Source organism: Agromyces capsici (assembly GCF_058349965.1).
This window is the reverse complement of the sequence record NZ_JBYRET010000001.1, coordinates 2,451,932-2,474,827: the sequence shown is the minus strand read 5'-3', so window position 1 is coordinate 2,474,827 and position 22,896 is coordinate 2,451,932. Positions and strand designations below refer to the sequence as shown.

Annotated in this window: 20 protein-coding genes, 1 tRNA gene and 1 pseudogene; 7 read left to right on the top strand and 15 right to left on the bottom strand. The window is 72.2% G+C overall.

The window, feature by feature from the left end; translation table 11 throughout:
* Positions 1-179 precede the first annotated feature (179 nt).
* Together AC3RKB_RS11560 and AC3RKB_RS11555 are read left to right on the top strand one after the other, a co-directional pair.
* Positions 180-428, top strand: coding sequence for a hypothetical protein (locus AC3RKB_RS11560; RefSeq protein ID WP_491436287.1), 249 nt, complete (start codon positions 180-182; stop codon positions 426-428).
* Positions 429-547: 119 nt separating this feature from the next.
* Positions 548-712: a hypothetical protein gene (locus AC3RKB_RS11555; RefSeq protein WP_491436286.1), complete on the top strand. Its 165-nt coding sequence runs from the start codon at positions 548-550 to the stop codon at positions 710-712.
* Positions 713-795: 83 nt separating this feature from the next.
* On the opposite strand, the gene AC3RKB_RS11550 is transcribed toward AC3RKB_RS11555, so the two are convergent.
* The 6 genes and pseudogenes from AC3RKB_RS11550 to AC3RKB_RS11525 all read right to left on the bottom strand — a co-directional run bounded on the left by AC3RKB_RS11550 (position 796) and on the right by AC3RKB_RS11525 (position 6,615).
* Positions 796-1,302, bottom strand: a complete 507-nt coding sequence (locus tag AC3RKB_RS11550; protein WP_491436285.1) for a MarR family winged helix-turn-helix transcriptional regulator — start codon at positions 1,300-1,302, stop codon at positions 796-798.
* 26 nt (positions 1,303-1,328) lie between these two features.
* On the bottom strand, positions 1,329-2,102 hold the full coding sequence (locus AC3RKB_RS11545) for an alpha/beta fold hydrolase (protein WP_491436284.1): 774 nt from the start codon (positions 2,100-2,102) through the stop codon (positions 1,329-1,331).
* A gap of 104 nt (positions 2,103-2,206) precedes the next feature.
* Positions 2,207-2,785: pseudogene (locus AC3RKB_RS11540) on the bottom strand (isochorismatase family protein); the annotation flags it as partial.
* Between the two features lie 104 nt (positions 2,786-2,889).
* Positions 2,890-4,413, bottom strand: a complete 1,524-nt coding sequence (locus AC3RKB_RS11535) for a D-alanyl-D-alanine carboxypeptidase/D-alanyl-D-alanine-endopeptidase (RefSeq protein ID WP_491436283.1) — start codon at positions 4,411-4,413, stop codon at positions 2,890-2,892.
* 40 nt (positions 4,414-4,453) lie between these two features.
* Entirely contained in the window at positions 4,454-5,629 is a 1,176-nt protein-coding gene (locus tag AC3RKB_RS11530; RefSeq protein WP_491436282.1) for a M20/M25/M40 family metallo-hydrolase, read from the bottom strand.
* Positions 5,626-6,615, bottom strand: coding sequence for a Gfo/Idh/MocA family protein (locus AC3RKB_RS11525; RefSeq protein WP_491436281.1), 990 nt, complete (start codon positions 6,613-6,615; stop codon positions 5,626-5,628). The genes AC3RKB_RS11530 and AC3RKB_RS11525 overlap by 4 nt, the downstream gene beginning before the upstream one ends.
* Positions 6,616-6,732: 117 nt before the next feature.
* On the opposite strand from AC3RKB_RS11525, the gene AC3RKB_RS11520 reads away from it, so the two are divergent.
* The 3 genes from AC3RKB_RS11520 to AC3RKB_RS11510 are packed head-to-tail and all read left to right on the top strand — an operon-like array spanning position 6,733 to position 8,930.
* Positions 6,733-7,548 (top strand): SGNH/GDSL hydrolase family protein, encoded by an 816-nt coding sequence (locus AC3RKB_RS11520; RefSeq protein WP_491436280.1) that lies wholly within the window; start codon positions 6,733-6,735, stop codon positions 7,546-7,548.
* A 14-nt stretch (positions 7,549-7,562) separates the two neighbouring features.
* Positions 7,563-8,504 carry an SGNH/GDSL hydrolase family protein gene (locus AC3RKB_RS11515; RefSeq protein WP_491436279.1) on the top strand — a complete coding sequence of 314 codons (942 nt, stop codon included), beginning with the start codon at positions 7,563-7,565 and terminating at the stop codon, positions 8,502-8,504.
* A 36-nt stretch (positions 8,505-8,540) separates the two neighbouring features.
* Positions 8,541-8,930: an OsmC family protein gene (locus tag AC3RKB_RS11510; protein ID WP_491436278.1), complete on the top strand. Its 390-nt coding sequence runs from the start codon at positions 8,541-8,543 to the stop codon at positions 8,928-8,930.
* Positions 8,931-9,172: 242 nt separating this feature from the next.
* On the opposite strand, the gene AC3RKB_RS11505 is transcribed toward AC3RKB_RS11510, so the two are convergent.
* The 5 genes from AC3RKB_RS11505 to topA form a co-directional block, all read right to left on the bottom strand.
* Positions 9,173-9,245: transfer RNA gene (locus AC3RKB_RS11505), tRNA-Thr, on the bottom strand.
* 118 nt (positions 9,246-9,363) lie between these two features.
* Complete coding sequence (locus AC3RKB_RS11500; protein ID WP_491436818.1) at positions 9,364-10,842, bottom strand: alpha/beta hydrolase; 1,479 nt, start codon at positions 10,840-10,842, stop codon at positions 9,364-9,366.
* A 59-nt stretch (positions 10,843-10,901) separates the two neighbouring features.
* Entirely contained in the window at positions 10,902-12,086 is a 1,185-nt protein-coding gene (locus AC3RKB_RS11495) for a DNA polymerase III subunit delta' (protein ID WP_491436277.1), read from the bottom strand.
* Between the two features lie 50 nt (positions 12,087-12,136).
* Positions 12,137-12,757: a dTMP kinase gene (gene tmk / locus AC3RKB_RS11490; protein ID WP_491436276.1), complete on the bottom strand. Its 621-nt coding sequence runs from the start codon at positions 12,755-12,757 to the stop codon at positions 12,137-12,139.
* Positions 12,754-15,540 (bottom strand): type I DNA topoisomerase, encoded by a 2,787-nt coding sequence (gene topA / locus AC3RKB_RS11485; RefSeq protein ID WP_491436275.1) that lies wholly within the window; start codon positions 15,538-15,540, stop codon positions 12,754-12,756. The genes tmk and topA overlap by 4 nt, the downstream gene beginning before the upstream one ends.
* A 200-nt stretch (positions 15,541-15,740) precedes the next feature.
* On the opposite strand from topA, the gene AC3RKB_RS11480 reads away from it, so the two are divergent.
* The gene (locus tag AC3RKB_RS11480) at positions 15,741-15,974 is read left to right on the top strand and encodes a hypothetical protein (RefSeq protein WP_491436274.1); all 234 of its coding nucleotides are present in this window, start codon (positions 15,741-15,743) and stop codon (positions 15,972-15,974) included.
* Between the two features lie 114 nt (positions 15,975-16,088).
* Here the strand turns inward: AC3RKB_RS11480 and AC3RKB_RS11475 are convergent, their stop codons facing one another.
* From AC3RKB_RS11475 to AC3RKB_RS11460, 4 genes are read right to left on the bottom strand one after another with little or no spacing between them, the layout of a single operon-like run.
* Positions 16,089-17,219, bottom strand: a complete 1,131-nt coding sequence (locus tag AC3RKB_RS11475) for a bifunctional 2-methylcitrate synthase/citrate synthase (protein WP_491436273.1) — start codon at positions 17,217-17,219, stop codon at positions 16,089-16,091.
* Between the two features lie 35 nt (positions 17,220-17,254).
* Positions 17,255-18,154, bottom strand: a complete 900-nt coding sequence (gene prpB, locus AC3RKB_RS11470; protein ID WP_491436272.1) for a methylisocitrate lyase — start codon at positions 18,152-18,154, stop codon at positions 17,255-17,257.
* A 10-nt stretch (positions 18,155-18,164) separates the two neighbouring features.
* A complete protein-coding gene (locus AC3RKB_RS11465) occupies positions 18,165-19,697 on the bottom strand; it encodes an MmgE/PrpD family protein (RefSeq protein ID WP_491436817.1) in 1,533 nt (510 codons plus the stop codon).
* Between the two features lie 58 nt (positions 19,698-19,755).
* Positions 19,756-20,439 (bottom strand): GntR family transcriptional regulator, encoded by a 684-nt coding sequence (locus AC3RKB_RS11460; protein WP_491436271.1) that lies wholly within the window; start codon positions 20,437-20,439, stop codon positions 19,756-19,758.
* 205 nt (positions 20,440-20,644) lie between these two features.
* Here AC3RKB_RS11460 and AC3RKB_RS11455 point away from each other — a divergent pair, with 205 nt between their 5' ends.
* A complete protein-coding gene (locus AC3RKB_RS11455) occupies positions 20,645-22,627 on the top strand; it encodes an AMP-binding protein (RefSeq protein ID WP_491436270.1) in 1,983 nt (660 codons plus the stop codon).
* The last annotated feature ends 269 nt before the right edge of the window (positions 22,628-22,896 follow it).

Genomic DNA, 22,896 nt, shown 5'->3' with positions numbered 1-22,896 from the left:
GCGCAACGCGGCACTCCGGCGAAATGCCTAGACAATCTAACTACATTGTGGTCTTGTAGTTCCTGTGATCGCGGACAAGGGAACGACCGCTCAGCGGGCGATCACGACCGGGGGGATGACCCCGGGGGGCCGAGGCCCCCCGGGCCTCCGCACAGGCGCCGTCGGCTACAGTTGCACGAATGGACAGCACGGACGGCGTGATCGGCATCGCCGGCGGCCGCGAACTCATCGACTTCGAGCGTCTGCTCGAGCGGATGAGCGAACGCTACCCCGCGATCCCCCGGGCCGAGATCCATGCGGCCGCGCTGATCGAACACGATGCCATCACGGGCGGCGAGCTCTTCGCCGTCCCCGCCGAGCTCGAGGAGGGCCTCACCGAGGCACTCGATGCGTACGGCGGAGCCGACGCACCCACCAACGCAGCCTGAACCGGCCCTCGGCCGAGCAATCGACGACGCGCCGAGCACGACGGGACCGAGCGCGATCCCCGTCACCATCCTGGAAGCACCGCGACCAGCGGTGTCATCGCCGAGAGAAAGGCACTTCCGTGAACACCCTGCTCATCATCGTCGCCATCATCGCCGTCATCCTGCTGTTCACCGGCGGCTTCGTCCAGTCCCTGAACTTCCTGCTCTGGGTCGGCATCATCCTGCTCGTGCTGGCGGTCATCGTCTGGCTCGTCAGGATGCTCACCGGCAACAAGAGCGCCTGAACCATGGCCGTGCGGGCCCGCCGCAAGGGGGCGGCGGCCCGCACGGCGACTCCGTGCGTCGCGGCCCTCAGCGCGTCTCGCCCTCAGTGGGCCTCGGCCGACTCGACCGCGTCGATCATCCCCGCGAGGAACCGCGCGACGACGCGCAGCTCGTCGCGCTCGAGCGAATCCGCGACGTCGATCATCGCGCGGTGCATGCGCCCGAGCGTCTCTCGCACCTCGGCGTCGCTGCCCGTCGTGCTCACGACGACCAGCGAGCGCCGGTCGGTCGGGTGCGGCGTGCGCGCGAGGTGACCGCTGCGCTCGAGCCGGTCGATCAGCACGGTCGTCGAGGCCGTGGAGATCCCGATCCGCTTCGCGAGCATGCCCGGCGTGAGGAGCACGCCCTCGCGCTCCGCCTTCAGCACGTAGCGCAGCGCGAGCAGGTCGGTCTCGCCCATGCCCATGGAGTCGCGCGTACGACGACGCATCTCCTGGTCTGCGGCGCGGTAGCGGCGAAGCAGGTTCAGCACGTCCACGCTGCCGATGCGCGTGGCATCGGGTTCATACCAGTAGCCGCTCGATTCGAAGCCGGTGGAGGAACTCAACACCATGACACCCTAATCGTCGCGGCCGATCACGCAAGAAACGAGATCGCCGCGTCCTTGAACGCCCGCGCCGTGAGGGTCGAGAGGTGGTTGCGGCCGGGGATCGTGACGAGGTCGCTCCCCCAGTCGAGCGCGAGTTCCTGCACGCCGCGCGGCACCGGGTCGTCCTCGCCCGCGACGAAGAGTACGGGGATGCTGCCCGGGATGGCGAGCGGTGCCCCCTGGACGCCCTCGATGCAGGCCAGCAGCGCATCGCGGTCGGCGCCGGCGCGGATCGCCGGCGCCAGCACCTCGGCGATGAGCGGGTTCGACGGGGGCACGTCGTCGACGAGGTACGCCCGCGCCTCGTCGAGGCTCCAGGTCGCGAACAGCTCGGACGGGCCCGCGCCGCCGATCACGACCCGACGCACGCGCTCGGGGGCCAGCTCGCAGAGGGCCGACACGACGCGGTTGCCCATGGAGTAGCCGACGACGTCAGCGACCGGCACCCCGGCCGAGTCGAGCACGGCGGCGAGGTCGGCGCCGAGCCGGTCGGGCGCGTACGCGTCGCCGTCGGTGGGCTTGTCGCTCGCGCCGTGCCCCCGGAGGTCGACCGTGACGACGGCGTGGCCGGCGTCGCGCAGCGCGCGGACCCAGCCGGTGCCCTCCCACGTGACCACCGAATCGGACGCGAACCCGTGCACGAGCAGCACCGGAGGCCGGCCGTCGCCGGTCGCGAGCTCGCCGTGGATGCGGTACGCGATGAGGACGCCGTCGGGCGCCTCGGCGTGGAGCACGGGCGCGGACGAGTCCGCCGGCATCATGCCTGGGCTCCGGCTTCGCCGCCGCCGGAACCCTCGACGCCCTCGGCGCCGTCGCCGCCCTCGTCGGCCTCGGGCGCCTCCACGACCTCGGTGGTCGGCAGGGCGCCGGACTCGACGATCGCGGCACCCGCGTGCCCGAGCTCGGCGAGTGCCGCCTCGGAGGTCGTGGCCGCGACGCCCGCGATCAGGTCGCGCAGCACGCGCACGTGCTGGCCGTGCTCGAGCGCGTCGAGCGCGCTCGCGCGCACGCAGTAGTCGGTGGCGATGCCGACGACGTCGACGTCGGTGATGCCGTGCTGCGCGAGCAGGTCGCTCACCGATGCGCCCGCGTCATCCGTGCCCTCGAAGATCGAGTACGCCGGCACCCCCTGGCCCTTCCGGATGTGCGCATGAACGCCCGTCGTGTCGAGCGCCGGGTGGTAGTCGGCCCCTGGCGTGCCCGCGACGCAGTGCACCGGCCAGGTGGAGACGAAGTCGGGCGCGCCATCCGTCGCGAAGTGGCCGCCGTTGTCGTGATCGGGGTGGTGCCAGTCTCGGGAGGCCACGATCAGGTCGTAGCTCTCGCCGTGCTCCGCGAGGTACTCGCTGATGCGCGCGGCCACCGCCGCACCGCCCTCGACGCCGAGCGCACCGCCTTCGGTGAAGTCGTTCTGCACGTCGATGATGAACAGGGCCCGACTCATGATCGGCTCCTTCGCTCCTCGGGTCCCGGCGGTTCGGTCCGCCGTCCGTTCCATTCTGTCGCGGATCGCGGTGGTCGGGGCGGGCCCTCGGTCACGTGGGCGGCTCAGCCGTTCGCGAGCTCGTCCCCGCAGCGGTAGAAGCCGGTCGCGAGCGTGTCGATCGCCTGCTTGGCGGCGTCGGTGACGTCGCCGAGCGCGTAGATCGCGAACGTGAGCGTCGATCCGTCCTGCGCGTGGATGATGCCGGCGAGCGTGTAGCCGGTCGTGATCCATCCGGTCTTGGCGAGCACCGCGCCGTCCGCCACCGCGTTGTCGCCCGCGAACCGGTCGGCGTATGAGAGCGACCCCTTCTGCCCCGACACCGGAAGCCCGTCGAGGATGACGCCGAGCTGGCCCTCACGGGCGTTCACCTTGGCGAACAGCCGCGTGAGGTAGGCGGGCGGCACGGCGTTCTCGGGCGAGAGTCCCGAGCCGTCGACGACGCGGATGCCGCCGCGCGCGACCCCGTACGTCGCGAGCGCCTGCCGGACCGCCGGGTCGATCGCGGCGAACGTGTTGCCGGTGCCGACCTCGATCGCGACCAGCCGGGCGAGCATCTCGGCCGCCGTGTTGTCGGAGACCACGAGCGACTTGTCGACCAGCTGGGCCACGGTCGGCGACCAGACCTGCCCGAGGGTCGCGGCTCCGGATGGCGCGGTGCCGAGCTCGACCGTGCCGATGCCGCCGAGCTCGGCAGCGAACGCCTGGCCGGCACGCCCCACCGGGTCGGTCCCGCGCGCCGACGTGTTGGCGTACGGGTCCTGCCGGTCGCCGTCGACCATGAGGGCGGTGATGTGCGGCATGTAGCCGAGCTCGCGCTCGGCCGGATCCCAGCTCGCATGCCACGTCTCACCGGCGAACAGCGAGCTGTCGAGCACGAGCTTGGTCAACGGCGGGTTCGACGGGTCGGCGTCCCACGCGGCGCGCACCTGCCGGGCGAGATCATCGAGGTGCGCGGCGCCCGGGTAGACGGTCTCGCTGCCGCTCGGCGTGCGCGACAGGGTGAGATCGCCGCCGCCGACGAGCACGACCGATCCGCGCTCGGCGCCCTTGACGACGGTCGTCGCGAAGCGGTGATCGGGGACGAAGACCGCGAGTGCGGCCGCCCCGGTGAGCACCTTCATGACGCTCGCCGTGCGCGAGGCGCTCAGGCCGCCGCGGTCGAAGAGCACCTCGCCCGTGCCGGCGTTCATCACCTGCGCCTGCAGGTTCGCCAGCCGCGGGTCGGCGGCGAGCGCGGCCACCGAGCAGGTCCGCACGCGCGGCGGCGGCTCGGGGGTCGCGGGCGCGGCCTCGGGGGTCGGCGTGGGCGTCGGGATCGGCGTGGCGGTGTCGGTCGGCAGCGGCGCGGGCGCCGCGGCGGGCGGGCCGGCGAGCGCGGAGCCGACCGCGACGGCTCCCCCGCCGATGACCGCGACGGCGACGAGCGCGGCCGCCGCGGCAAGGACCCGGTGCCGGGCGATCAGGGCCCGGATGCCGCGAGGCGCGGGCTCGCCGGAGGTCGGCGCGCCGGGCGCGCCGGCCGGGCGGCCGTCGTCGGCCGCCTCGGCCGGGGTCCCGGCGTCCGTCTCGTCACTCACTCGCGGCATTGTACGGACCGAGTCCGGACGGGGCCCGGGAGCCCGTCGCTCAGGGACGGCCGCAGACCTCGCGGATGACGGCGCCGATCACGTCGACGAGCCTGCGGAGCGACTCGGCTGTCACCCACTCCAGGTCGGCGTGGGCGCCGCCGCCCGACGGCCCGACGAGCACGACCGGGAGCCCGGCGTCGGCGATCAGCCCGGCGTCGGTCCACCACGGGTCGCCGCGGCGGACCGCGGGCGCGCCGGTGGCCCGTTCGACCGCGTCGAGCACGGCGCGGGCGACGCGCGAGTCGGCGTCGGCGTCCATCGCGGGCCGGGACACGAGCGTCGTGACGCTCGCCGGCCGCGAGGGCGCGAGCACGCGTTCGAGCTCGGCGGCCGGGTCGGGTTCGCCGGGGAGGGTGCGTCGCTCCACGACGAGCACGCACCGGTCGGCGACGGTCGCGGCATCGGCCCCGCCCTCGATCGTGGCCACGCGCACGCTGCCGGTACCGAGCAGCGGATGGCGCGGCCCCGCGGCGATCGCGGCACCGAACTCGCGCAGCGCGACGAGCCCGTCGACGGCCCGGTCGATGGCGTCGACGCCGAGCTCGGGCTGCGACCCGTGCGCCGCGACGCCCTCGTACTCGACGCGGAACCAGGCGAAGCCGCGGTGCGCGAGCGTGACCTGCAGGTCGGTGGGTTCGAGCACGATCGCGCCGTGCGCCGGCTGGTCGGGGCCAGCGGCGAGCTCGGCGAGGAGCTCCTCGATGCCGACGGAGGCGAACTCCTCGTCGGCGGCGAAGGCGAGCACGAGATCGCCGGGCAGGTCGTCCGGCGCCGACGCAGCGGCGACCATCGCCGCTGCGAGGCCGCCGGCCATGTCGTACGCGCCGCGTCCGACGATGCGGTCGGCTGCGGCGTCCGGCGCGACATCCGCCCCCGCGCCCGCGCCGTCGCCCGTGCCGCCGACGGTGTCGAGGTGACCGGCCAGCAGCAGCGTGCGCCCGCCGCCGGTGCCGCGCCGCCGGGCCAGCACACTGGGTCGCGCGGGGTCGGCACCGACGAGCCGCGCCTCGATGCCCCGTTCGCGGAGCCAGGCGGCGATGCGCTCGGCGAGCTCGCGCTCGCCCGCTCCGCCCGGCACGAGCGACGGGTTGGTCGCGTCGATCGCGACCAGACGGCGGGTCAGCTCGACGACGTCGTCGTCGGTGCCGGGCCGGGACGCCGGCGAGTCGCTCATCCCTCGCCGGGGTAGCGCAGCCCGATCTCGGCGCGGATCCGGTCGAGCGTGCCCATGATCGCCACGGACTCCTCGGTGGAGAGGATGTCACCGCCATCGAGACGACCCTCGGCCACCAACTGCTCGAGCGCGGCCGCCTGGAAGTGCATGCCGCGACCGTTCACGTCGGCGCTGAACTCCTCGAGCACGCTGTCGTCGTGCGAGAGCACGCGGAAGGAGGCGTTCGAGTACCAGACGGGGTCGATCTCGATGCGGCCCTCCGTGCCGAGGACCACCGCACGGTTGGGCCCGCGTGCGTCGCTCGCCGAGAACGTCGATGCGATGCGGCCTCGCTCGTAGCCGAGTTGCACGGCGATCTGCACGTCGGTCCCGGTGTCGCGGAGCACCGCGGTCGACTGGATGGTCGCCGGCGCGCCGAACAGGTCCCACGCGAACGAGACGGGGTAGATGCCGAGGTCGAGCAGCGCGCCGCCGCCGAGCTCGAGCGCGTTGAGGCGGTGGTTCGGGTCGCTCGGCAGTTTCTGCGTGTGGTCGGCGATGAGCGTGCGCACCTCGCCGATCGTGCCGGCCGCGATGACCTCGTGGATCCGACGCATGTGCGGCAGGTACCGCGTCCACATCGCCTCGAGCGCGAGCACGCCGCGGTCGCGGGCGGCGTCGGCCACGCGGCGCGCCTCGGCCTGTGTGAGCGTGATCGGCTTCTCGATGAGCACGTGCTTGCCGGCCTCGATGGCCAGCAGCGCGTTCGCGGCGTGCCAGGGATGCGGCGTGGCGACGTAGATCGCATCGACCTCGGGGTCGGCGACGAGTTCCTCGTAGCTGCCGTACGCGGTCGGGATGTCGAAGTCGCTCGCGAACGCCTCGGCCGACTCGAGCGAGCGCGACCCGGCGGCGCGCACGTCGAAGCCGTTGAGCTTCAGGTCGTTGGTGAAGAGGCGGGCGATGCCGCCGGTCGCGAGGATGCCCCAGCGAAGTCCGTCAGTCATGCGCGCCAGCCTATCGGCGGGGGCGACATCGGCGACGACGTCCAAACGGAGCCTCGGTTCACGGTGACACCCGTTCTGGGATATGTGGATTGCTCGCGTTCTCGCTACGGTTCGGCCATGTCGGCACGTTCGATCCGAAGGAGCCGCGTCGTCGGCTCGACCGCCGCGGCCATCGTCGCCCTCGTCGCCGTCTTCGGCGCCGCCTCGCCCGTCGCCGCCGAGCCGCCCGAGCCCATCGCCCGGTACGTCGCACTCGGCGATTCCTACGCCGCCGGCCAGGGTGCCGGCCTCCCGCTCGATGACTGCCTGCGCAGCACCGCGGCCTACCCCGTGCTGCTCGACGCCGAGCCGCGCACGAACCTGCTGCGGCAGGCCTCCTGCTCCGGGGCCACCATCGCGGAGGTCGCGGCCACGCAGCTGTCGCAGGTGAACCGGGGCACGACCCTCGTGACGATCACCGTCGGCGGCAACGACCTCGACGTCGGCACGATCCTCGCGATCTGCGCACCCGATCCGGCCTCGCTCGCATGTGCGGAGGCGGTGGGCGATGCGCAAGCGCTCCTTGCGTCCGGCGCCATCGGGCAGGACCTCGGGGCACTCCTGCTCGCGATCGCCGAACGGGCACCGAGGGCGCACATCGTCGTGACCGACTATCCGGTTCCGTTCGTGAACGGATTGAGCCCGCTGACCGACACGATCAACGGCGCCACCCTCGCGCTCGACGCGCAGATCGCCGCGGCCGCGGCGGCAGCCGGAGCAGGCGGTGCCGATGTGGAGTACACCAGCCTCGCGTTCGCGTACCTCGGACACCAGGTCGGCGACCTCGACCCATGGCTCGGCGCCGATCTGAGCAACCCGCTGACGTTCCTGCACCCGACTGCGGTGGGCCAGGCCGTGTATCGGGACGCCATCCTCGTGGCACTCGCGAACTGACGATCGGAGCGATCATGCCGTCGACCACCGTCGCTCGAACGGCCGCACACCCCGAGCGCGAGGTACGGCGTCGCGCGGCACTGCTCGCCGCTGCGCTCCTGGCCGCGCTCGCGCTGATCCTCGGCGCCGCGGTCGCCGGTCCGGCCGATCCGGCGTCGGCCGCGGTGCCCGCCGCGAAGCCGCCGGACAAGCCCGGTGGCGGGAACGGCGGTGGGAGCGGCGGTGGAGGCGGGGGTACCACCGAGCTCGAGTACGCTGCGGTCGGCGACTCGTTCGCGGCCGGCACCGGCGCAGGAAGCTACCTCACGGGCAGCCCGTGCTACCAGAGCTCGAAGAGCTACCCGAAGCTGCTCGACGCCGACGCGAACCTCCGGCTCGTGAACTTCGCGGCGTGCTCCGGTTCGTCGACGGTGGAGACGGTCGCCCAGGTCGGCACGATCGCGACGACGGCGAAGGTCGTCACGGTCACGGTCGGCGGCAACGACGTGGGGTTCGACGACGTGATGCTGAACTGCTTCGCCTTCCCCTCCACGTCGGCGTGCCAGTCGGCGATCAACGACGGCGCGGCGACCGCAGCGTCGCAGGAGTTCCGCGACAAGGTGGCCGGAGTGATCGCCGCCATCCGGAACCGGACCGAACCCGATGCGAAGGTGATCGTGGCGGGCTACCCGCTCCTCTTCCACCTCAACTCATCGGGCGTGAACACCAAGTACGCGTGGGCCGACGAGGTGAACGCCGAGACCGTCGCGCTCAACGACGTCATCGAGTCGGTCGCCCTCGCGAACGGTGCGGTCTTCGTCGACGTCGAGGACGACTTCGCCGGCCACGGCGTCGGCAGCCCCAGCCCGTGGATCAACGACGTGAGGTACGTCTTCCGGTCGTACGAGAGCTTCCACCCGACCGCGACCGGCCAGGCCGCGTACGCGACCGCCATCCGCGCGGTGCCGATGAACTGAATGGCGGAGGGCTCGAGGCGCGGGCAGAATCGGCAGATGGAACTGTCCTCCTTCGGCGTGCGCGCCTCGGCCGGCACGCTCCGCGCCTCGGACGGCGTCGTGCTCGCGCATGCCTGGACCGACGAGGGGGTCGTCGCCGCACCGGCGACCAACGGAGCCCAGGTGCTCCACCTGTCGGTGGCGCTCTGCATCCTGAACGACACCTACCGGGAGGCCGCACGCCTCGGCATCGCGGTCGACGGGGTCGCCATCGAGGCCGACGGCGGGTTCGACGACGAGTGGCGCTCGCTCGGGATCGAGTACGCGGTGACGCTGGATTCACGGGCGTCCGATGGCGACCTCGCGCGCCTGCACGCGGCGGTCGACGAGGTGGCCGAGATCCCGCGTGCCATCCGTGCAGGGGCCCCGGTCTCGCGGCGACGGTGACCCGCACGCTCGAAGGACCACCCCCCGACGCCGTCCCTCAGCGTCGAGAGGTCGCAGATGCACGGTTCCACCGTGCATCTGCGACCTCTCGCGAGGGACCTCTCGCGAGGTACCCCACGAAGTCCGAGCAAGCCGAGAAGTCCCGAATGCACGGTTCCACCCTGCATCTGCGACCTCTCGGCGTGGTCGAGCACTCCCGCAACGTCGAACGGCCCGGACATCGTCCGGGCCGTTCGCATGGGAGCCGCCTGTGGGAATCGAACCCACGACCTATTCATTACGAGTGAATCGCTCTGCCGACTGAGCTAAGGCGGCGTGACCTCGTCGCGGTGGACCGGACGGGCACGAGAGACCATGTTAGCGGGTTTTCGGAGCGTGCATGACCACCTCGGCGAGCACTCCGGCGTGCGCCCGGCGGGCACCCGGCCGGCGCTCAGCACTGCGGGTCGGACGCGGGCACGGTGCCGTCGATGAGGTAGGCCTCGACGGTGTCGTCGACGCACGCGTTCGACTTGCGGTACGCAGTGTGCCCCTCGCCGTCGTAGCTCACGAGCACGCCGCTCTCGAGCCGGTCGGCGAGCGAGACCGCCCACTCGTACGGCGTCGCGGGGTCGCCCGTCGTGCCGACGACGAGGATGGGCGCGGCCCCCTCGGCGGTGATCGGCGCACGCTCGGCGTCGCTCGCGTCGGGCCACGCGGCGCACCCGATGTCGCCGAAGCCGAAGTACGGCCCGATGATGGGCGCAGCCTCGGCGAGCTCGGCGGCGTCGGCGCGCATGGTCGCCGGGTCGGCATCGTACGTGTAGTCCAGGCAGTTGATCGCCCGGAACGCCTCGGTCGAGTTGTCGCGGTAGGTGCCGTCCTCCTGGCGGCCGTTGTAGCCGTCGGCGAAGAACAGCGCGGTGTCGGCCTCGCCGAACATGACCGTCTCGAACATGTCGCTGAGGTAGGTCCACGATTCGGGGCTGTAGAGCGGGTAGATGATCGCGGTCACGAGCGCGTCGGCGCCGAGCTGCCGGCCGTCGCTGCCCTGCAGCGGGCTGGCCTCGACCGAGGCGAGGAGCCTCGCCACCTCGTCGGCGGCGTCGTCGACCGAGCCCGAGAACGGGCACTCCGGCCCGGCGAGGCAATCGGCGAGGTAGGCGCGCAGCGCCTGCTCGAATCCGACCGCCTGGGCGAGGTTGACCTCGTCGACGCTCGCGGCGGGATCGATCGCGCCGTCGAGCACCAGACGCCCGACCTTCTCGGGGTAGAGCCCGGCGTACGTGGCCCCGAGGAACGTGCCGTAGGAGTAGCCGAGGTAGTTGAGCTGTTCGTCCCCCAGGATGGCCCGGAGCAGGTCGAGGTCGCGGGCGGCGCTGACGGTGTCGACGTTCGCGAGCAGGTCGCCCGTGTTCTCGGCGCAGGCGGCGCCGAAGTCGCGGTTGGCCGCGTCGACGTCGGCGATCCACTCGTCACTGCCGCGCTCGGAGGGCAGGATGCCGTAGAGGAACTCGTCCATCTGCGCGGCGTCGTAGCAGCGCACCGAGGTCGACCGGCCGACACCGCGCGGGTCGAATCCGACGATGTCGTAGCGCTGCTGCAGGTCGGGTCCGACGGCGTAGTCGACGGATTCCGCGATGAAGTCGTACCCCGACCCGCCCGGACCGCCGGGATTGACCAGCAGGGACCCGATGCGGTCGCCGCGTGCGGGTGCGCGCACGAGCGCGAGCTCGATCTCGCCCTCGGACGGCGCCGCCCAGTCGAGGGGTGCGAGCGCGGTGGCGCACTGCTGGTCGCCGCACGACTCCCACTCCAGCACCTGCGTGTAGAACGGCTCGAGTTCGGCGGCGACCGTCTCGCCGGTCGGTTCGGAGCGCGCGGACCCGCCGCCGCCCAGGCCGAGGAACGACGGGACGGCGCATCCGGTCATCGCCAGGACCCCGGCCGCGGCGACCACCGCGAGCGCGCGTCGCAAGCGCGTGGCGCGGCTCACGAGCGCACCCCGCGCGCCGGTTCGGGCCGGCGGATCGCGCTGACGAGCATCGCCTCGAGGGCGAGCGCGGGCTGGACGTTGCCGTCGATACGGATGCGGGCCTCCTGAATGGCGTCGAGCGTCTCGAGCGTGCGCGCGGGCGTGGCGGATGCCGCGGCCCGGGCGATGTCGCCCGCGATCTCGAGGTTGACGAGCTCGACCTCGGCGCCGAGCTGGGTGATGAGGATGTCGCGGTAGAGCGACGCGAGGTCGACGAGGATGCGGTCGATGCCGTCGCGCAGGCTGCGCGTGGCGCGCCGCTTCTGGTCTTCCTCGAGCGCGCGCAGCTGCGAGCGCAGCGCGGCGGGCACCGACTGGCCCGGCGCGACGCCGAGCGAGCGGAGGGTGTGCTCGCGCTCCTCCGCGTCGCGGAGCTCGGTGATCGCCTTCGCGTCGTCGCCCGCGATCTCGAGCATGCGCGCGGCCGCGGCGACGGCGCCCGGCGTCGACCGCACGCCGAGCGCGAGCCGCAGCGTCTCGGCGCGGCGGTCGCGCGCCTCGGCGCTCGTGGCGAGGCGGTGGGCCATGCCGATGTGGCTCTGCGCCTCGCGCGCGGCCCGCTCGGCGACCGCAGGGTCGACGCCGTCGCGGCGCGCGAGGAGGTCGGCGACGTCGGCGATGCTCGGCACCTGGAGTCGCACCGAGCGCACGCGCGAGCGGATGGTCGGGATCAGGTCGGCCTCGCTCGGCGCGCACAGGATCCACACCGTGCGGTCGGGCGGCTCCTCGAGCTCCTTCAGCAGCACGTTCGACGTCTGCTCGGTCATGCGGTCGGCGTCTTCGACGACGATGACGCGGTGGCGGCCGACGGATGGCGCGTAGTGCGAGCGCTCCACGATCTTGCGCACGTCGGCGACCTTGATGATCACGCCCTCGGTGGCGAGCACATGCAGGTCGGGGTGACTGCGGGCGGTGACCTGGGCGTGCGTGGTCGCGTCGCCGTCGGGTTCGCCCGAGAGCAGCGCCTCGGCGAATGCGTAGGCGAGGTTGGATCGGCCGGAGCCGGGCGGGCCGGTGATGAGCCAGGAATGCGTCATGTCGGATGACGCGGGCGCACCGTGTGCGGCCGTCGACGCGGTCGCCGCCGCGCGCAGCACGGCGATGGCGGCATCCTGGCCGGTCAGGTCGCTCCAGACGGTCACGTTTCCACGCTACCCGCGGCCGCCGACGAGGGAGCCGCTCTCGGGCGCACTCACAGGAGCGGTTCGATGCGCTCGCGGATGCGCGCGGCGATCTCGTCGACGGGCAGCGTCGCGTCGACGACGACGAATCGCTCGGGCTCGGCCGCGGCGAGCGCGAGGTAGTGCTCGCGCACGCGCGTGTGGAACTCGCCCGCCTCGGCCTCGAGCCGGTCATAGCGCGTGCGCGCGCGGTCGAGTCGGGCCCGTGCGATCTCCGACGGCAGGTCGAGCAGCACGGTCAGGTCGGGGACGAGGCCCTCGGTCGCCCACTCGGAGAGCGAGCGGACCTCGGCCGGGTCGAGCACCCGGCCCGCGCCCTGGTAGGCGACGGACGAGTCGATGTAGCGGTCCTGGACGACGACCTCGCCGCGCGCGATCGCCGGGCGCACGACCTCGGCGACGTGGTGGGCGCGGTCGGCCGCGTAGAGCAGCGCCTCGGCGCGCGGCGCGATGTCGCCGCGGTGGTGGAGCACGATCTCGCGGATCTCGAGGCCGACGGGCGTGCCGCCGGGCTCGCGCGTGCGCACGACCGTGCGGCCGTGTTCGACGAGCCACTGCTCGAGCAGGCTCGCCTGCGTGGACTTGCCCGAACCGTCGCCGCCCTCGAGGGTGACGAACAGCCCGCGGCTCACGCCGAGCTCTTCTTCGCTGAACGCGTGGTCGTCGCGCGCTTCGCGGGGGTCTTCGCCGTGGTCGCGCGCTTCGCGGGCGCCTTGGCCGGGCCCTTGTCGCGCTTGGCCTGCAGCAGCTCGACCGCGCGCTCGAACGTGATCTCCTCCACGGACTCGCCGCGCGGGATCGTGGCGTTGGTCGTGCCATCCGTGACGTAGGGGCCGAACCGGCCGTCCTTCACCTTGATGGGCTTGCCGCTCACCGGGTCCTCTGCGAACTCCTTGAGCGCACTCGACGCGCGACGCGCGCCGTACTTCGGTTGCGCGAGCAGCTCGAGCGCCCCGGCGAGGTCGATCTCGAAGATCGCGTCCTCGCTCGGCAGCGTGCGGGTCTCGGCGCCCTTCTTCAGGTACGGGCCGTACCGGCCGTTCTGCGCGGTGATCTCGTCGCCCGATTCGGGGTCGGCGCCGACGACGCGCGGCAGGTCGAGCAGCTTCAGCGCGGTGGCGAGGTCGACCTCCTCGATCTGCATGCTCTTGAACAGCGACGCGGTGCGCGGCTTGGGCGCGGCGGCCTTCTTCGCACCGCGCTTCGCCTTCGGCGGCTCCACGACCTCGCCCGTCGCGGCGTCGACGACGGGAGCGGCCTCCTCGGGCGCAGGCTCGAGCTCGGTCACGTACGGGCCGAACCGGCCGTCCTTGACGACGACCTCCTTGCCGTTCTCGGGGTTCACTCCGAGCACGCGGTCGCTCTGCACGGGCGCTTCGATGAGTTCGCGCGCCTTCTCTGCCGTGAGCTCATCGGGCGCGAGGTCCTCCGGGAGGTTGACGCGGCGCGGCGCCGCGTCGGGCGCGGCGTCGGGATCGACGGCCTCGAGGTACGGGCCGTACTTGCCGATGCGCAGGGTGACGCCCGGGGCGATCTCGACCGAGTTGATCTCGCGGGCGTCGATGTCGCCCAGGTTGTCGACCACCTGACGCAGTCCGCGGTGCGTCTCGGAGCCGAAGTAGAAGCCGTTCAGCCAGTCGACGCGGTCGGCCGCGCCGGACGCGATGCGGTCGAGGTCGTCCTCCATCTCGGCCGTGAAGTCGTACTCGACGAGGTCGCCGAAGTGCTCTTCCAGCAGGCGGACGACCGAGAACGCGACCCAGCTGGGCACGAGCGCCTGGCCGCGCTGCGTGACGTAGCCGCGGTCGAGGATGGTCGAGATGATCGACGCGAAGGTCGACGGGCGGCCGATGCCGAGCTCCTCGAGCCGCTTGACGAGGCTCGCCTCGGTGTAGCGCGGCGGCGGGCTGGTCTCGTGGCCCTTGGCCTCGAGCTCGGCGAGCCCGACCGCCTGGCCCTCCTTCAGCGGCGGCAGCTTCGCCTCGCCGGGCGTCTCGTCGGCGTTGCGCTCCTCGTCGCGGCTCTCCTCGTACGCGGCGAGGAAGCCGCGGAACGTGATGACCGTGCCGCTCGCGGTGAACTCGGCGATGGTGCCGCCGACCGGTGCGGTCGGCGCGGCGGGCGCCGCGGCGTCGGCGGAGGTCGGCCCGACCTCGATCGTGACGGTCGCGGTCTGGCCCTTGGCGTCGGCCATCTGCGAGGCGACCGTGCGCTTCCAGATCAGGTCGTACAGCTTGAACTCGGTGCCGCGCAGCGCGTTCTGCAGCTCGGACGGCGTGCGGAACACCTCGCCCGACGGTCGGATCGCCTCGTGCGCCTCCTGCGCGTTCTTCGACTTTCCGGCGTAGGCGCGAGGTTTGTCGGGGATGCTGTCGGCGCCGTAGAGGTTGACCGCCTGCGTGCGCGCGGCCTGGATCGCCTGCTGCGACAGCGACACGGAGTCGGTGCGCATATAGGTGATGTAGCCGTTCTCGTACAGCGACTGCGCCACGCGCATGGTGTCGCGGGCCGAGAGGCGGAGCTTGCGCGCGGCCTCCTGCTGCAGCGTGGAGGTCGTGAACGGTGCCGCGGGACGGCGCGAGTACGGCTTGGACTCGACCTTCGAGACCCGGCGCGCCACCGTGTCGTCGCGCAGCGCCTCGGCGAGCGCGTGCGCCGTCGGCTCGTCGAGCACGACGGCCTTGCCCTTCAGCCGGCCGGCGTCGTCGAAGTCGCGACCGGTGGCGACGCGCTCACCGCCGACGCGGACGAGCCGGGCCTCGAACCCGGTCTGCTCGCTCGTGAAGCGGCCGATCAGGTCCCAGTACGACGCGGCGACGAAGGCGAGGCGCTCGCGCTCGCGGTCGACGACGAGCCGCGTCGCGGCGGACTGCACGCGGCCGGCCGACAGGCCCGGGCCGACCTTGCGCCAGAGCACGGGCGAGACCTCGTAGCCGTAGAGCCGGTCGAGGATGCGCCGGGTCTCCTGCGCGTCGACGAGCGCGGTGTCGAGTTCGCGCGTGTGGTCCTTCGCCTTGAGGATCGCGTCTTTCGTGATCTCGTGGAACACCATGCGGCGCACGGGTACCTTGGGCTTGAGCTCCTGCAGCAGGTGCCACGCGATGGCCTCGCCCTCGCGGTCTTCATCGGTGGCGAGCAGGAGTTCGTCGGCGTCCTTCAGGGCGCGCTTGAGTTCGGCGACCGTCTTCTTCTTGGAGTCGGAGACGACGTAGTACGGCTCGAAGCCGTTCTCGACGTCGACGGAGAACTTGCCGAGCGAGCCCTTCTTCAGCTCGGGCGGGAGGTTCTTGGGCTCGATGAGGTCGCGGATGTGGCCGACCGAGGAGAGCACCTCGTAGCCGTCGCCGAGGTATGCGGCGATCGACTTCATCTTCGTCGGCGACTCCACGATCACGAGCTTCTTCGCGCCTGGCACCGGACTCCTTATTGCTGATGACACTGGACGGGGAACGCACGACGTCGCCTCGCCCCCGAGCGGTGTGCTGAACAGTCGGCGGCATCGCGCCGACAGGCACACCATACACATTCCGGCCGTGAGCGCACCCACTGCGACACCGAACGACCCGCGGGACGCAAGACCCTTGCAGTTGTGGAGGAGGGGTGCAGAATGGCGGCATGGACACGTCATCGGGCACGTACACGGCCAAGTTGATCGACGGACCACTCGAGGGCAAGACGGTCTCGACCGGCTTCCTCGACACGGGCGACCCGCAGCCACGGCTCGAGCTCTCGGGCGACGGCGGCAAGCACTACATCTACTCCCGCGGCGCGGGCCTCGAGTTCGAGACCCCGGGCGACGACCGCCCCAGCGCCGTGGAGTACCGCTTCATCGAGACCGTCTTCGACTGACGGATGTCGCGGTGCGGGGCGGTCCGCTCGTCACGCCCGCCCCGCACCGCGCCCCGGGTCTCGATACGCTCGCTGACGCTCGCTGACGCTCGCTACTCGACCATCGAGAGTGGTTCAGACGTGCCGCTCGTCGACGCCGTCGTACGCCGACAGCGGGCGGATGAGCGCATTGGACGCGGCCTGCTCGATGATGTGCGCGGTCCATCCGGTGACGCGTGACGCCACGAACAGCGGCGTGAACATCTCGGTGTCGAAGCCGATCAGGTGGTACGCCGGCCCCGACGGGTAGTCGAGGTTGGGGTGGATGCCCTTGCGGGCGACGAACTCGCGCTCGAGCGCGTCGGAGAGCGCCGCGACATCCGGCCGGTCGTAGTACTCGATGAGCGTGTCGAGCGCGGCCGTCATGGTGGGCACGCGCGAGTCGCCGTTCTTGTAGACGCGGTGCCCGAAGCCCATGATCTTGCGCTTCTCGGCGAGCGCGCGGTCGAGCCAGGGCACGACGTTCGACGCGTCGCCGATCTCGTCGAAGACGTGCATGACGGCCTCGTTGGCGCCGCCGTGCAGCGGGCCCTTGAGCGCGCCGATCGCGCCGACGACCGCGGAGTACAGGTCGGAGAGCGTCGAGGTGATCACGCGCGCCGTGAAGGTCGAGGCGTTGAACGAGTGCTCGGCGTACAGGATCATCGACACGTCGAAGGCGTCGACGACGAGCTGGTCGGGCACGTCGCCGAACGTCATGTACAGGAAGTTGGCCGAGTAGTCGAGGTCGTCGCGCGGCGGCACGGGCTCCTGCCCGCGGCGACGGCGCTGGTCGTAGGCGACCACGGCGGGCAGCGCCGCGAAGAGCGCCATCGCCTTCGCGAGGTTCGCCTCGGGGGTCGGGTCGTCGGCGGCCGGGTCGGAGGCGCCGATGACGCTGACGGCGGTGCGCACGACATCCATCGGATGGCACGTGGCGGGCAACAGGTCGATGGCGGCCTTCACGTTGGGCTGCAGCGCCCGCCCCGCGCGCTCGGCGGCGCGGAACTCGGCCAGCTGCGCGGCATCCGGCAGCTCGCCGTGCCAGAGCAGGTACGCGACCGCCTCGAACCGCTTGTGGGCGGCGAGCTCCTGCACGGGGTAGCCGCGGTAGAGCAGCGAGTTGGTCTCGGGGTTCACCTTCGAGATCGCCGTGGTGTCGACCACGACGCCGGCGAGGCCCTTGCGGATCTCGGGCGCCGGCGCGGTCGTGAGGGTGTCGGTCATGGTCGGCTCGCTTTCCCTGGTCGTCGTGCGCGCACTCAACGCGCGACGGTGAAGTTGAAGATCGAGGTGTCGAAGTGGTTGTAGCCCTCGTAGTCGATGAGCTCGTAGAGGTCGGCGCGGTGCTGCATCTCGCCGAGCTTCGCGGTGAGCGCACCGGCCTCCGACAACTCGTCGAGGCCGCGACCCGCCGCGCCCATCGCGATGCGCAGGAGCGACACCGGCCAGATCACGATGTTCATGCCGACGTCGGCGAGCTGCTGCGCCGTGAACAGGTCGCTCTTGCCGAACTCGGTCATGTTCGCGAGCAGCGGCACGTCGACCGCGGCACGGATCGCCGCGAACTCCTCGAGCGAGCGCATCGCCTCGGGGAAGATCGCGTCGGCGCCGGCGTCGACGAGCGCCTTGGCCCGGTCGATCGCGGCGTCGAGCCCGTCGACGGCCGCGATGTCGGTGCGCGCCATGATCAGGAAGTTCTCGTCGCGCCGGGCGTCGACGGCTGCGGCGATGCGCTGCAGTGCGGTGTGCTCGTCGACGACCTGCTTGCCGTCGAGGTGGCCGCACCGCTTCGGGTTGACCTGGTCCTCGATGTGCAGGCCCGCGAGGCCCGCGTCCTCCATCTCCTGCACGGTGCGCGCGACGTTCATGGGCTCGCCGAAGCCGGTGTCGGCGTCGATGATCGCGGGCAGCTCGGTCATCCGCGCGATCTGCCTGCCGCGGCCGGCGACCTCGGTGAGCGTCGTGAGGCCGATGTCGGGCAGGCCCAGGTCGGCCGAGAGCACGGCTCCCGAGATGTAGACGCCCTCGAAGCCCTTGCGCTCGATCAGGCGCGCCGAGAGCGGGTTGAACGCGCCGGGGAAGCGGAGCAGCTCGCCGGTCGCGAGGCGCTCGCGGAAGAGCCGTCGCTTCTCGTGCGCGGGGGTCTGTGCGTACAGCATGAGGGTCCTCCTAGAAGATGCCGACGGGCGTCGGGGCCGAGGCGAGCACGCCGGGCGCGGCCGTGATGGTCAGCTGCCCGAGCTCCTCGGGCGTCAACAGTGGCAGGCGCTGCGCGACATCCAGGAACCGCTCGATCTCGGCCGCCTCGAGCACGTCGCCCGCGAGCGTGCGGAACTTCTGCACGTACTGCTCGCGGCCGAACGGGCGCGCGCCGAGCGGGTGCGCGTCGGCGACCGCGATCTCGTCGGCGATGGTCGTGCCATCCGTCAGCGTGATCACGACGCGACCGCCGAACGCCTTCTCGGCGATGTCGAGCGAGTGGTAGCGGCGCGTCCACTCCGGGTCCTCGACCGTGGTGACCGAGCGCCACAGTGCGACGGTCTCGGGGCGGCCTGCGCGCTCGGGCGCGTACGAGTCGGCGTGGTGCCAGGTGCCGTCGAGGAACGCGACGGTGAAGATGTACGGGATGGAGTGGTCGAGCGTCTCGCGCGAGGCGGTCGGGTCGTACTTCTGCGGGTCGTTCGCCCCCGAGCCGATCACGACGTGCGTGTGGTGCGAGGTGTGGATGACGACGCTCGCGATCTTCGACGGGTCGGCGACGAGCTCGGGGTGCTCGCCGTGGAGCTTGCGGGCGAGGTCGATCCACGCCTGCGCCTGATACTCGGCCGAGTGCTCCTTGGTGTAGGTGTCGAGGATGGCGCGCTTCGCCTCGCCGCGCTCGGGCAGCGGAACGTCGTACGCGGCATCGGGCCCGTCGAGGAGCCAGGCGATCACGCCGTCCTCGCCCTCGTAGATCGGGGTCGGGCTGGTCTCGCCGCGCATCGCCCGGTCGACGGACTCGACCGCCATCTTGCCCGCGAAGGCCGGGGCGTGCGCCTTCCACGTCGAGATCTCGCCCTTGCGCGACTGCCGCGTCGCGGTCGTCGTGTGCAGGGCCTGGCCGATCGCCTGGAAGATCGTCTCGGGGTCGAGGCCGAGCAGCGTGCCGATGCCGGCCGCGGCCGACGGCCCGAGGTGGGCGACGTGGTCGATCTTGTGCTTGTGGAGCGAGATGGCCTTCACGAGGTCGACCTGGATCTCGTAGCCGGTCGCGATGCCGCGCACGAGGTCGCGACCGGTCAGCCCGCGCGCGGCGGCCAGGTGCTGGGCCACCGCGACGATCGGCGGGATGTTGTCGCCGGGGTGCGAGTACTCGGCGGCCAGGAACGTGTCGTGGAAGTCGAGCTCGCGCACCGCGACGCCGTTGGCCCACGCCGCCCACTCGGGGCTCGTGCGGCGCTCGGGGTCGAGGCCGAACACCGTCGCCCCGTCGCCGTGCACCGAGACCGGGTGGCTCAGCGCCTGGCTGCGCGCGGCCACGACCGGCCGCCGGGTGAGGGATGCCGCGGCCACCGACGCGTTGTCGATGACGCGGTTGACCACCATCTCGGTGACCTCGTCGGTCACCTCCACCGGGTCGGCGGCGACCTCGGCGATCTTCCAGGCGAGCTGGCCGTCGCGGGCCAGGTTCTCGTCGCTGCGGTGGACGCGCACGTGGTGCATCTGCACGGTGGGACCTTTCGTGTTCGGTGCGGGGCCGGGGATCCGGCGCGCGTGCGGGTCAGGCGACCCGCGGACTGGGCGACGCTCCCCCGTCGGGGCCGGCTTCGGCGTCCGACGCGGTGGCGAGCGCGTTGGTCAGGCTCATGTGCAGGTGCACATGCGTGGCGTGCGAGGCGAGCTCGGGGTCGCGCGCGAGGATCGCGTCGACGATGAGCAGGTGCTCGCCGGCGGCGGCGCGCAGCCGCTCGGGGTTGTGGCGCGAGAAGCGCCGGATGCGGGCGGAGTGCAGTTGCACGCTGCGCAGCGCCGACGCGAGGAACGGGTTGGCGACCGCCGCCTCGATCGCGTCGTCGAGCTCGTCGACGATCGCGAAGTAGGCGACGAGGCCCTCCTCGCCCTGGGTGAGCAGCTGCGGCGCCTCGCGGAGCCGGTCGCGGATGCGCTCGAAGGGCGCGTCGTCGTGCCGCTGCGCGGCGAGGCCCGCGGCCTTCGCCTCGAGCGCCTCGCGCAGCTCGTAGAGCGAGACGATGTCGTCGCGGTCGACGCCCGTGACGACGGTGCCGCGGCCGGATGCCTCGACCAGCCCGTCGGCGGCCAGCTGGCGGAGCGCCTCGCGGACGGGGGTGCGGCTCACGCCCAGGCGGGTCGACTGCTCGACCTCGGCCAGCACCGTGCCGGGCTCGAGCACGCCGTCGAGGATCTCGGTGCGGAGGGTGCGGTAGGCGCGGTCTCCAGCTCGCATCGGTTCCTCCTTCGACGTCGGCGTCACGTCTTCAATGTATACACGGATGGCACGATTCGCGCAATTCTCGGCGGTTTCTCGGGTTCAGACTGGCGCTCGCGCCATCCTGTGTATACATTGGTCGCACCCCGCCAGAGTCGGCGGGCATCGACAGCACGTCCCGAGGCAGTGGCACCGTCGCCCTCCTCGGTGGGGAGGAACGGCGATGGGCACGACCGCGACGCGCACGTACGCGACCGAGTACCGACGGAGCATGGAGCATCCGGGCGACTTCTGGCTCGAGGCATCCGGTCTCGTCGATTGGATGCGCCCGCCCGCACGCGCACTCGACGACTCCGCCGCGCCGATCTACCGGTGGTTCCCGGATGGCACGCTGAACGTCAGCGCGAACGCGCTCGACCGGTGGGTGGCCGCCGGCCGCGGCGACCAGGTCGCGCTCGCGTACGACTCGGCCATGACGGGCTCGAAGCGCACCTTCACGTACTCCGAGCTGCTGCACGAGGTCGAGCTCTTCGCCGGTGTGCTGCGCCGCAACGGCGTCGAGCGGGGCGACCGGGTCGCGATCTACCTGCCCATGACGCCCGAGGCCGTCATCGCGATGCTCGCGTGCGCGCGCCTCGGCGCCGTGCACTCGGTGATCTTCGGCGGCTTCGCGGCGAACGAGCTCGCCGTGCGCATCCAGGACGCCCAGCCGAAGGTCATCGTGACCTCCTCGGGCGGGCTCGAGCCGGGGCGCACCGTCGAGTACCTGCCGATCGTCGAGAAGGCGCTCGCGATGATCGTGGGCGACCGGTCGGTGACGGATGCCGTGACCTCGTCGATCTCGGTGGTCTCCGAGGACGAGCTCAGCGTCGAGACCGTAATCGTGCGCAACCGGGAGGCCGTCGCGGGGAACGCGGCGGCCTTCGACGGCCGGGTGGGCGTGCGCTGGGTCGACTGGGAGGCCGAGCTCGCCGCGGCGTCGCCGGTCGGCCCCGTCGAGGTCGCCGCGACCGACCCGCTGTACATCCTCTACACGTCGGGCACGACCGGCACGCCCAAGGGCGTCGTGCGCGACCACGGCGGCTACGCGGTCGCGCTCGCCTGGTCGATGCGGAACATCTACGACATCCACGCGGGCGACGTGATGTGGACCGCATCCGACGTCGGCTGGGTCGTCGGCCACAGCTACATCGTCTACGGGCCGCTGCTCGCCGGCGCGACGACCGTGCTCTACGAGGGCAAGCCGGTCGGCACGCCCGACGCGGGCGCGTTCTGGCGCATGGTCGAGGAGTACCGCGTCAAGGTGCTGTTCTCGGCGCCGACGGCGGTGCGCGCCATCCGTCGCGAAGATCCGGGCCTGGAGCACCTGACGCGGTACGACACGTCGAGCCTCGAGGCGCTGTTCCTCGCGGGCGAGCGCCTCGACACCGAGACGTACCACTGGATCAACGACGCGCTGCACTGCCCGGTGGTCGACCACTGGTGGCAGACCGAGACCGGATGGGCCATCGCCGCGAACCCGCGCGGCATCGAGCCGCTGCCGGTGAAGCCCGGCTCCCCCACCGTGCCCGTGCCCGGCTACCGCGTCGCGATCGTCGACGGCAAGGGCCGGCCGGTCGCCACCGGCAAGGAGGGCAACATCGTGCTCGAGCTGCCGCTGCCGCCGGGCAGCCTGCCGACGCTCTGGGGCGACGCCGGCGACGGCGACGACCGGTACGTGTCGTCGTACCTCACCGCGTTCCCGGGGCACTACGCGACGGGCGACTCGGGCTACCTCGACGACGACGGCTACGTGTACGTCATGGGGCGGACCGACGACGTCATCAACGTCGCCGGGCACCGGCTCTCGACGGGCGGGCTCGAGGAGGCGCTGAACCACCACCCCGCGATCGCCGAGGTCGCCGTGATCGGCGTCAAGGACGCGCTCAAGGGCCAGCGCGCCGCCGGGTTCGTGACCCTCAAGCACGGCACCGTGATCGACCACGACGTGCTCGTGACGGAGCTCGTCGCGCTCGTGCGCGAGACCGTCGGGCCCGTCGCGGCGTTCCGCGACGTGACCGTGCTCGACCGGCTGCCGAAGACCCGCTCCGGCAAGATCCTCCGTAAGACCATGCGGCAGATCGCCGACGGCGAGCCGTACAAGGTGCCCGCCACGATCGAGGACCCCACCGTGCTCACCGCGCTCGAGGCGGCGCTCGGCCGCTAGGCGCGCTCGCTGCCATCCGCTCGCTGAGCACGCCGCGCCATCCGCTCGCTGAGCGCGCCGCGCCATCCGCTCGCGCCCATCCGCCCCCTCGGGATTTCAGGAAACCGTGCGATTCACAGGACGGAATCCGCGATCCGGTCCTGCAGATCGTCCGTTCTCCTGAGAACCCGAGTGCGCGGCGGGCGGCGGCGGGGGCCGGCGGCGCGCGGGCGGCGGCGGCGGCGAGGGCCCGCGGGACGAAGGGCCCCACGGCACCCCGCCCCTGCCTG

Bases quoted from the DNA above. Each gene is read 5' to 3' on its own strand.
- AC3RKB_RS11560 (WP_491436287.1), top strand. From the start codon at position 180: ATGGACAGCACGGACGGCGTGATCGGCATCGCCGGCGGCCGCGAACTC.
- AC3RKB_RS11545 (WP_491436284.1), bottom strand. From the start codon at position 2,102: ATGATGCCGGCGGACTCGTCCGCGCCCGTGCTCCACGCCGAGGCGCCC.
- AC3RKB_RS11535 (WP_491436283.1), bottom strand. From the start codon at position 4,413: ATGCCGCGAGTGAGTGACGAGACGGACGCCGGGACCCCGGCCGAGGCG.
- AC3RKB_RS11530 (WP_491436282.1), bottom strand. From the start codon at position 5,629: ATGAGCGACTCGCCGGCGTCCCGGCCCGGCACCGACGACGACGTCGTC.
- AC3RKB_RS11525 (WP_491436281.1), bottom strand. From the start codon at position 6,615: ATGACTGACGGACTTCGCTGGGGCATCCTCGCGACCGGCGGCATCGCC.
- AC3RKB_RS11520 (WP_491436280.1), top strand. From the start codon at position 6,733: ATGTCGGCACGTTCGATCCGAAGGAGCCGCGTCGTCGGCTCGACCGCC.
- AC3RKB_RS11515 (WP_491436279.1), top strand. From the start codon at position 7,563: ATGCCGTCGACCACCGTCGCTCGAACGGCCGCACACCCCGAGCGCGAG.
- AC3RKB_RS11510 (WP_491436278.1), top strand. From the start codon at position 8,541: ATGGAACTGTCCTCCTTCGGCGTGCGCGCCTCGGCCGGCACGCTCCGC.
- AC3RKB_RS11500 (WP_491436818.1), bottom strand. From the start codon at position 10,842: ATGACCGGATGCGCCGTCCCGTCGTTCCTCGGCCTGGGCGGCGGCGGG.
- AC3RKB_RS11480 (WP_491436274.1), top strand. From the start codon at position 15,741: ATGGACACGTCATCGGGCACGTACACGGCCAAGTTGATCGACGGACCA.
- AC3RKB_RS11475 (WP_491436273.1), bottom strand. From the start codon at position 17,219: ATGACCGACACCCTCACGACCGCGCCGGCGCCCGAGATCCGCAAGGGC.
- prpB (WP_491436272.1), bottom strand. From the start codon at position 18,154: ATGCTGTACGCACAGACCCCCGCGCACGAGAAGCGACGGCTCTTCCGC.
- AC3RKB_RS11465 (WP_491436817.1), bottom strand. From the start codon at position 19,697: ATGCACCACGTGCGCGTCCACCGCAGCGACGAGAACCTGGCCCGCGAC.
- AC3RKB_RS11460 (WP_491436271.1), bottom strand. From the start codon at position 20,439: ATGCGAGCTGGAGACCGCGCCTACCGCACCCTCCGCACCGAGATCCTC.
- AC3RKB_RS11455 (WP_491436270.1), top strand. From the start codon at position 20,645: ATGGGCACGACCGCGACGCGCACGTACGCGACCGAGTACCGACGGAGC.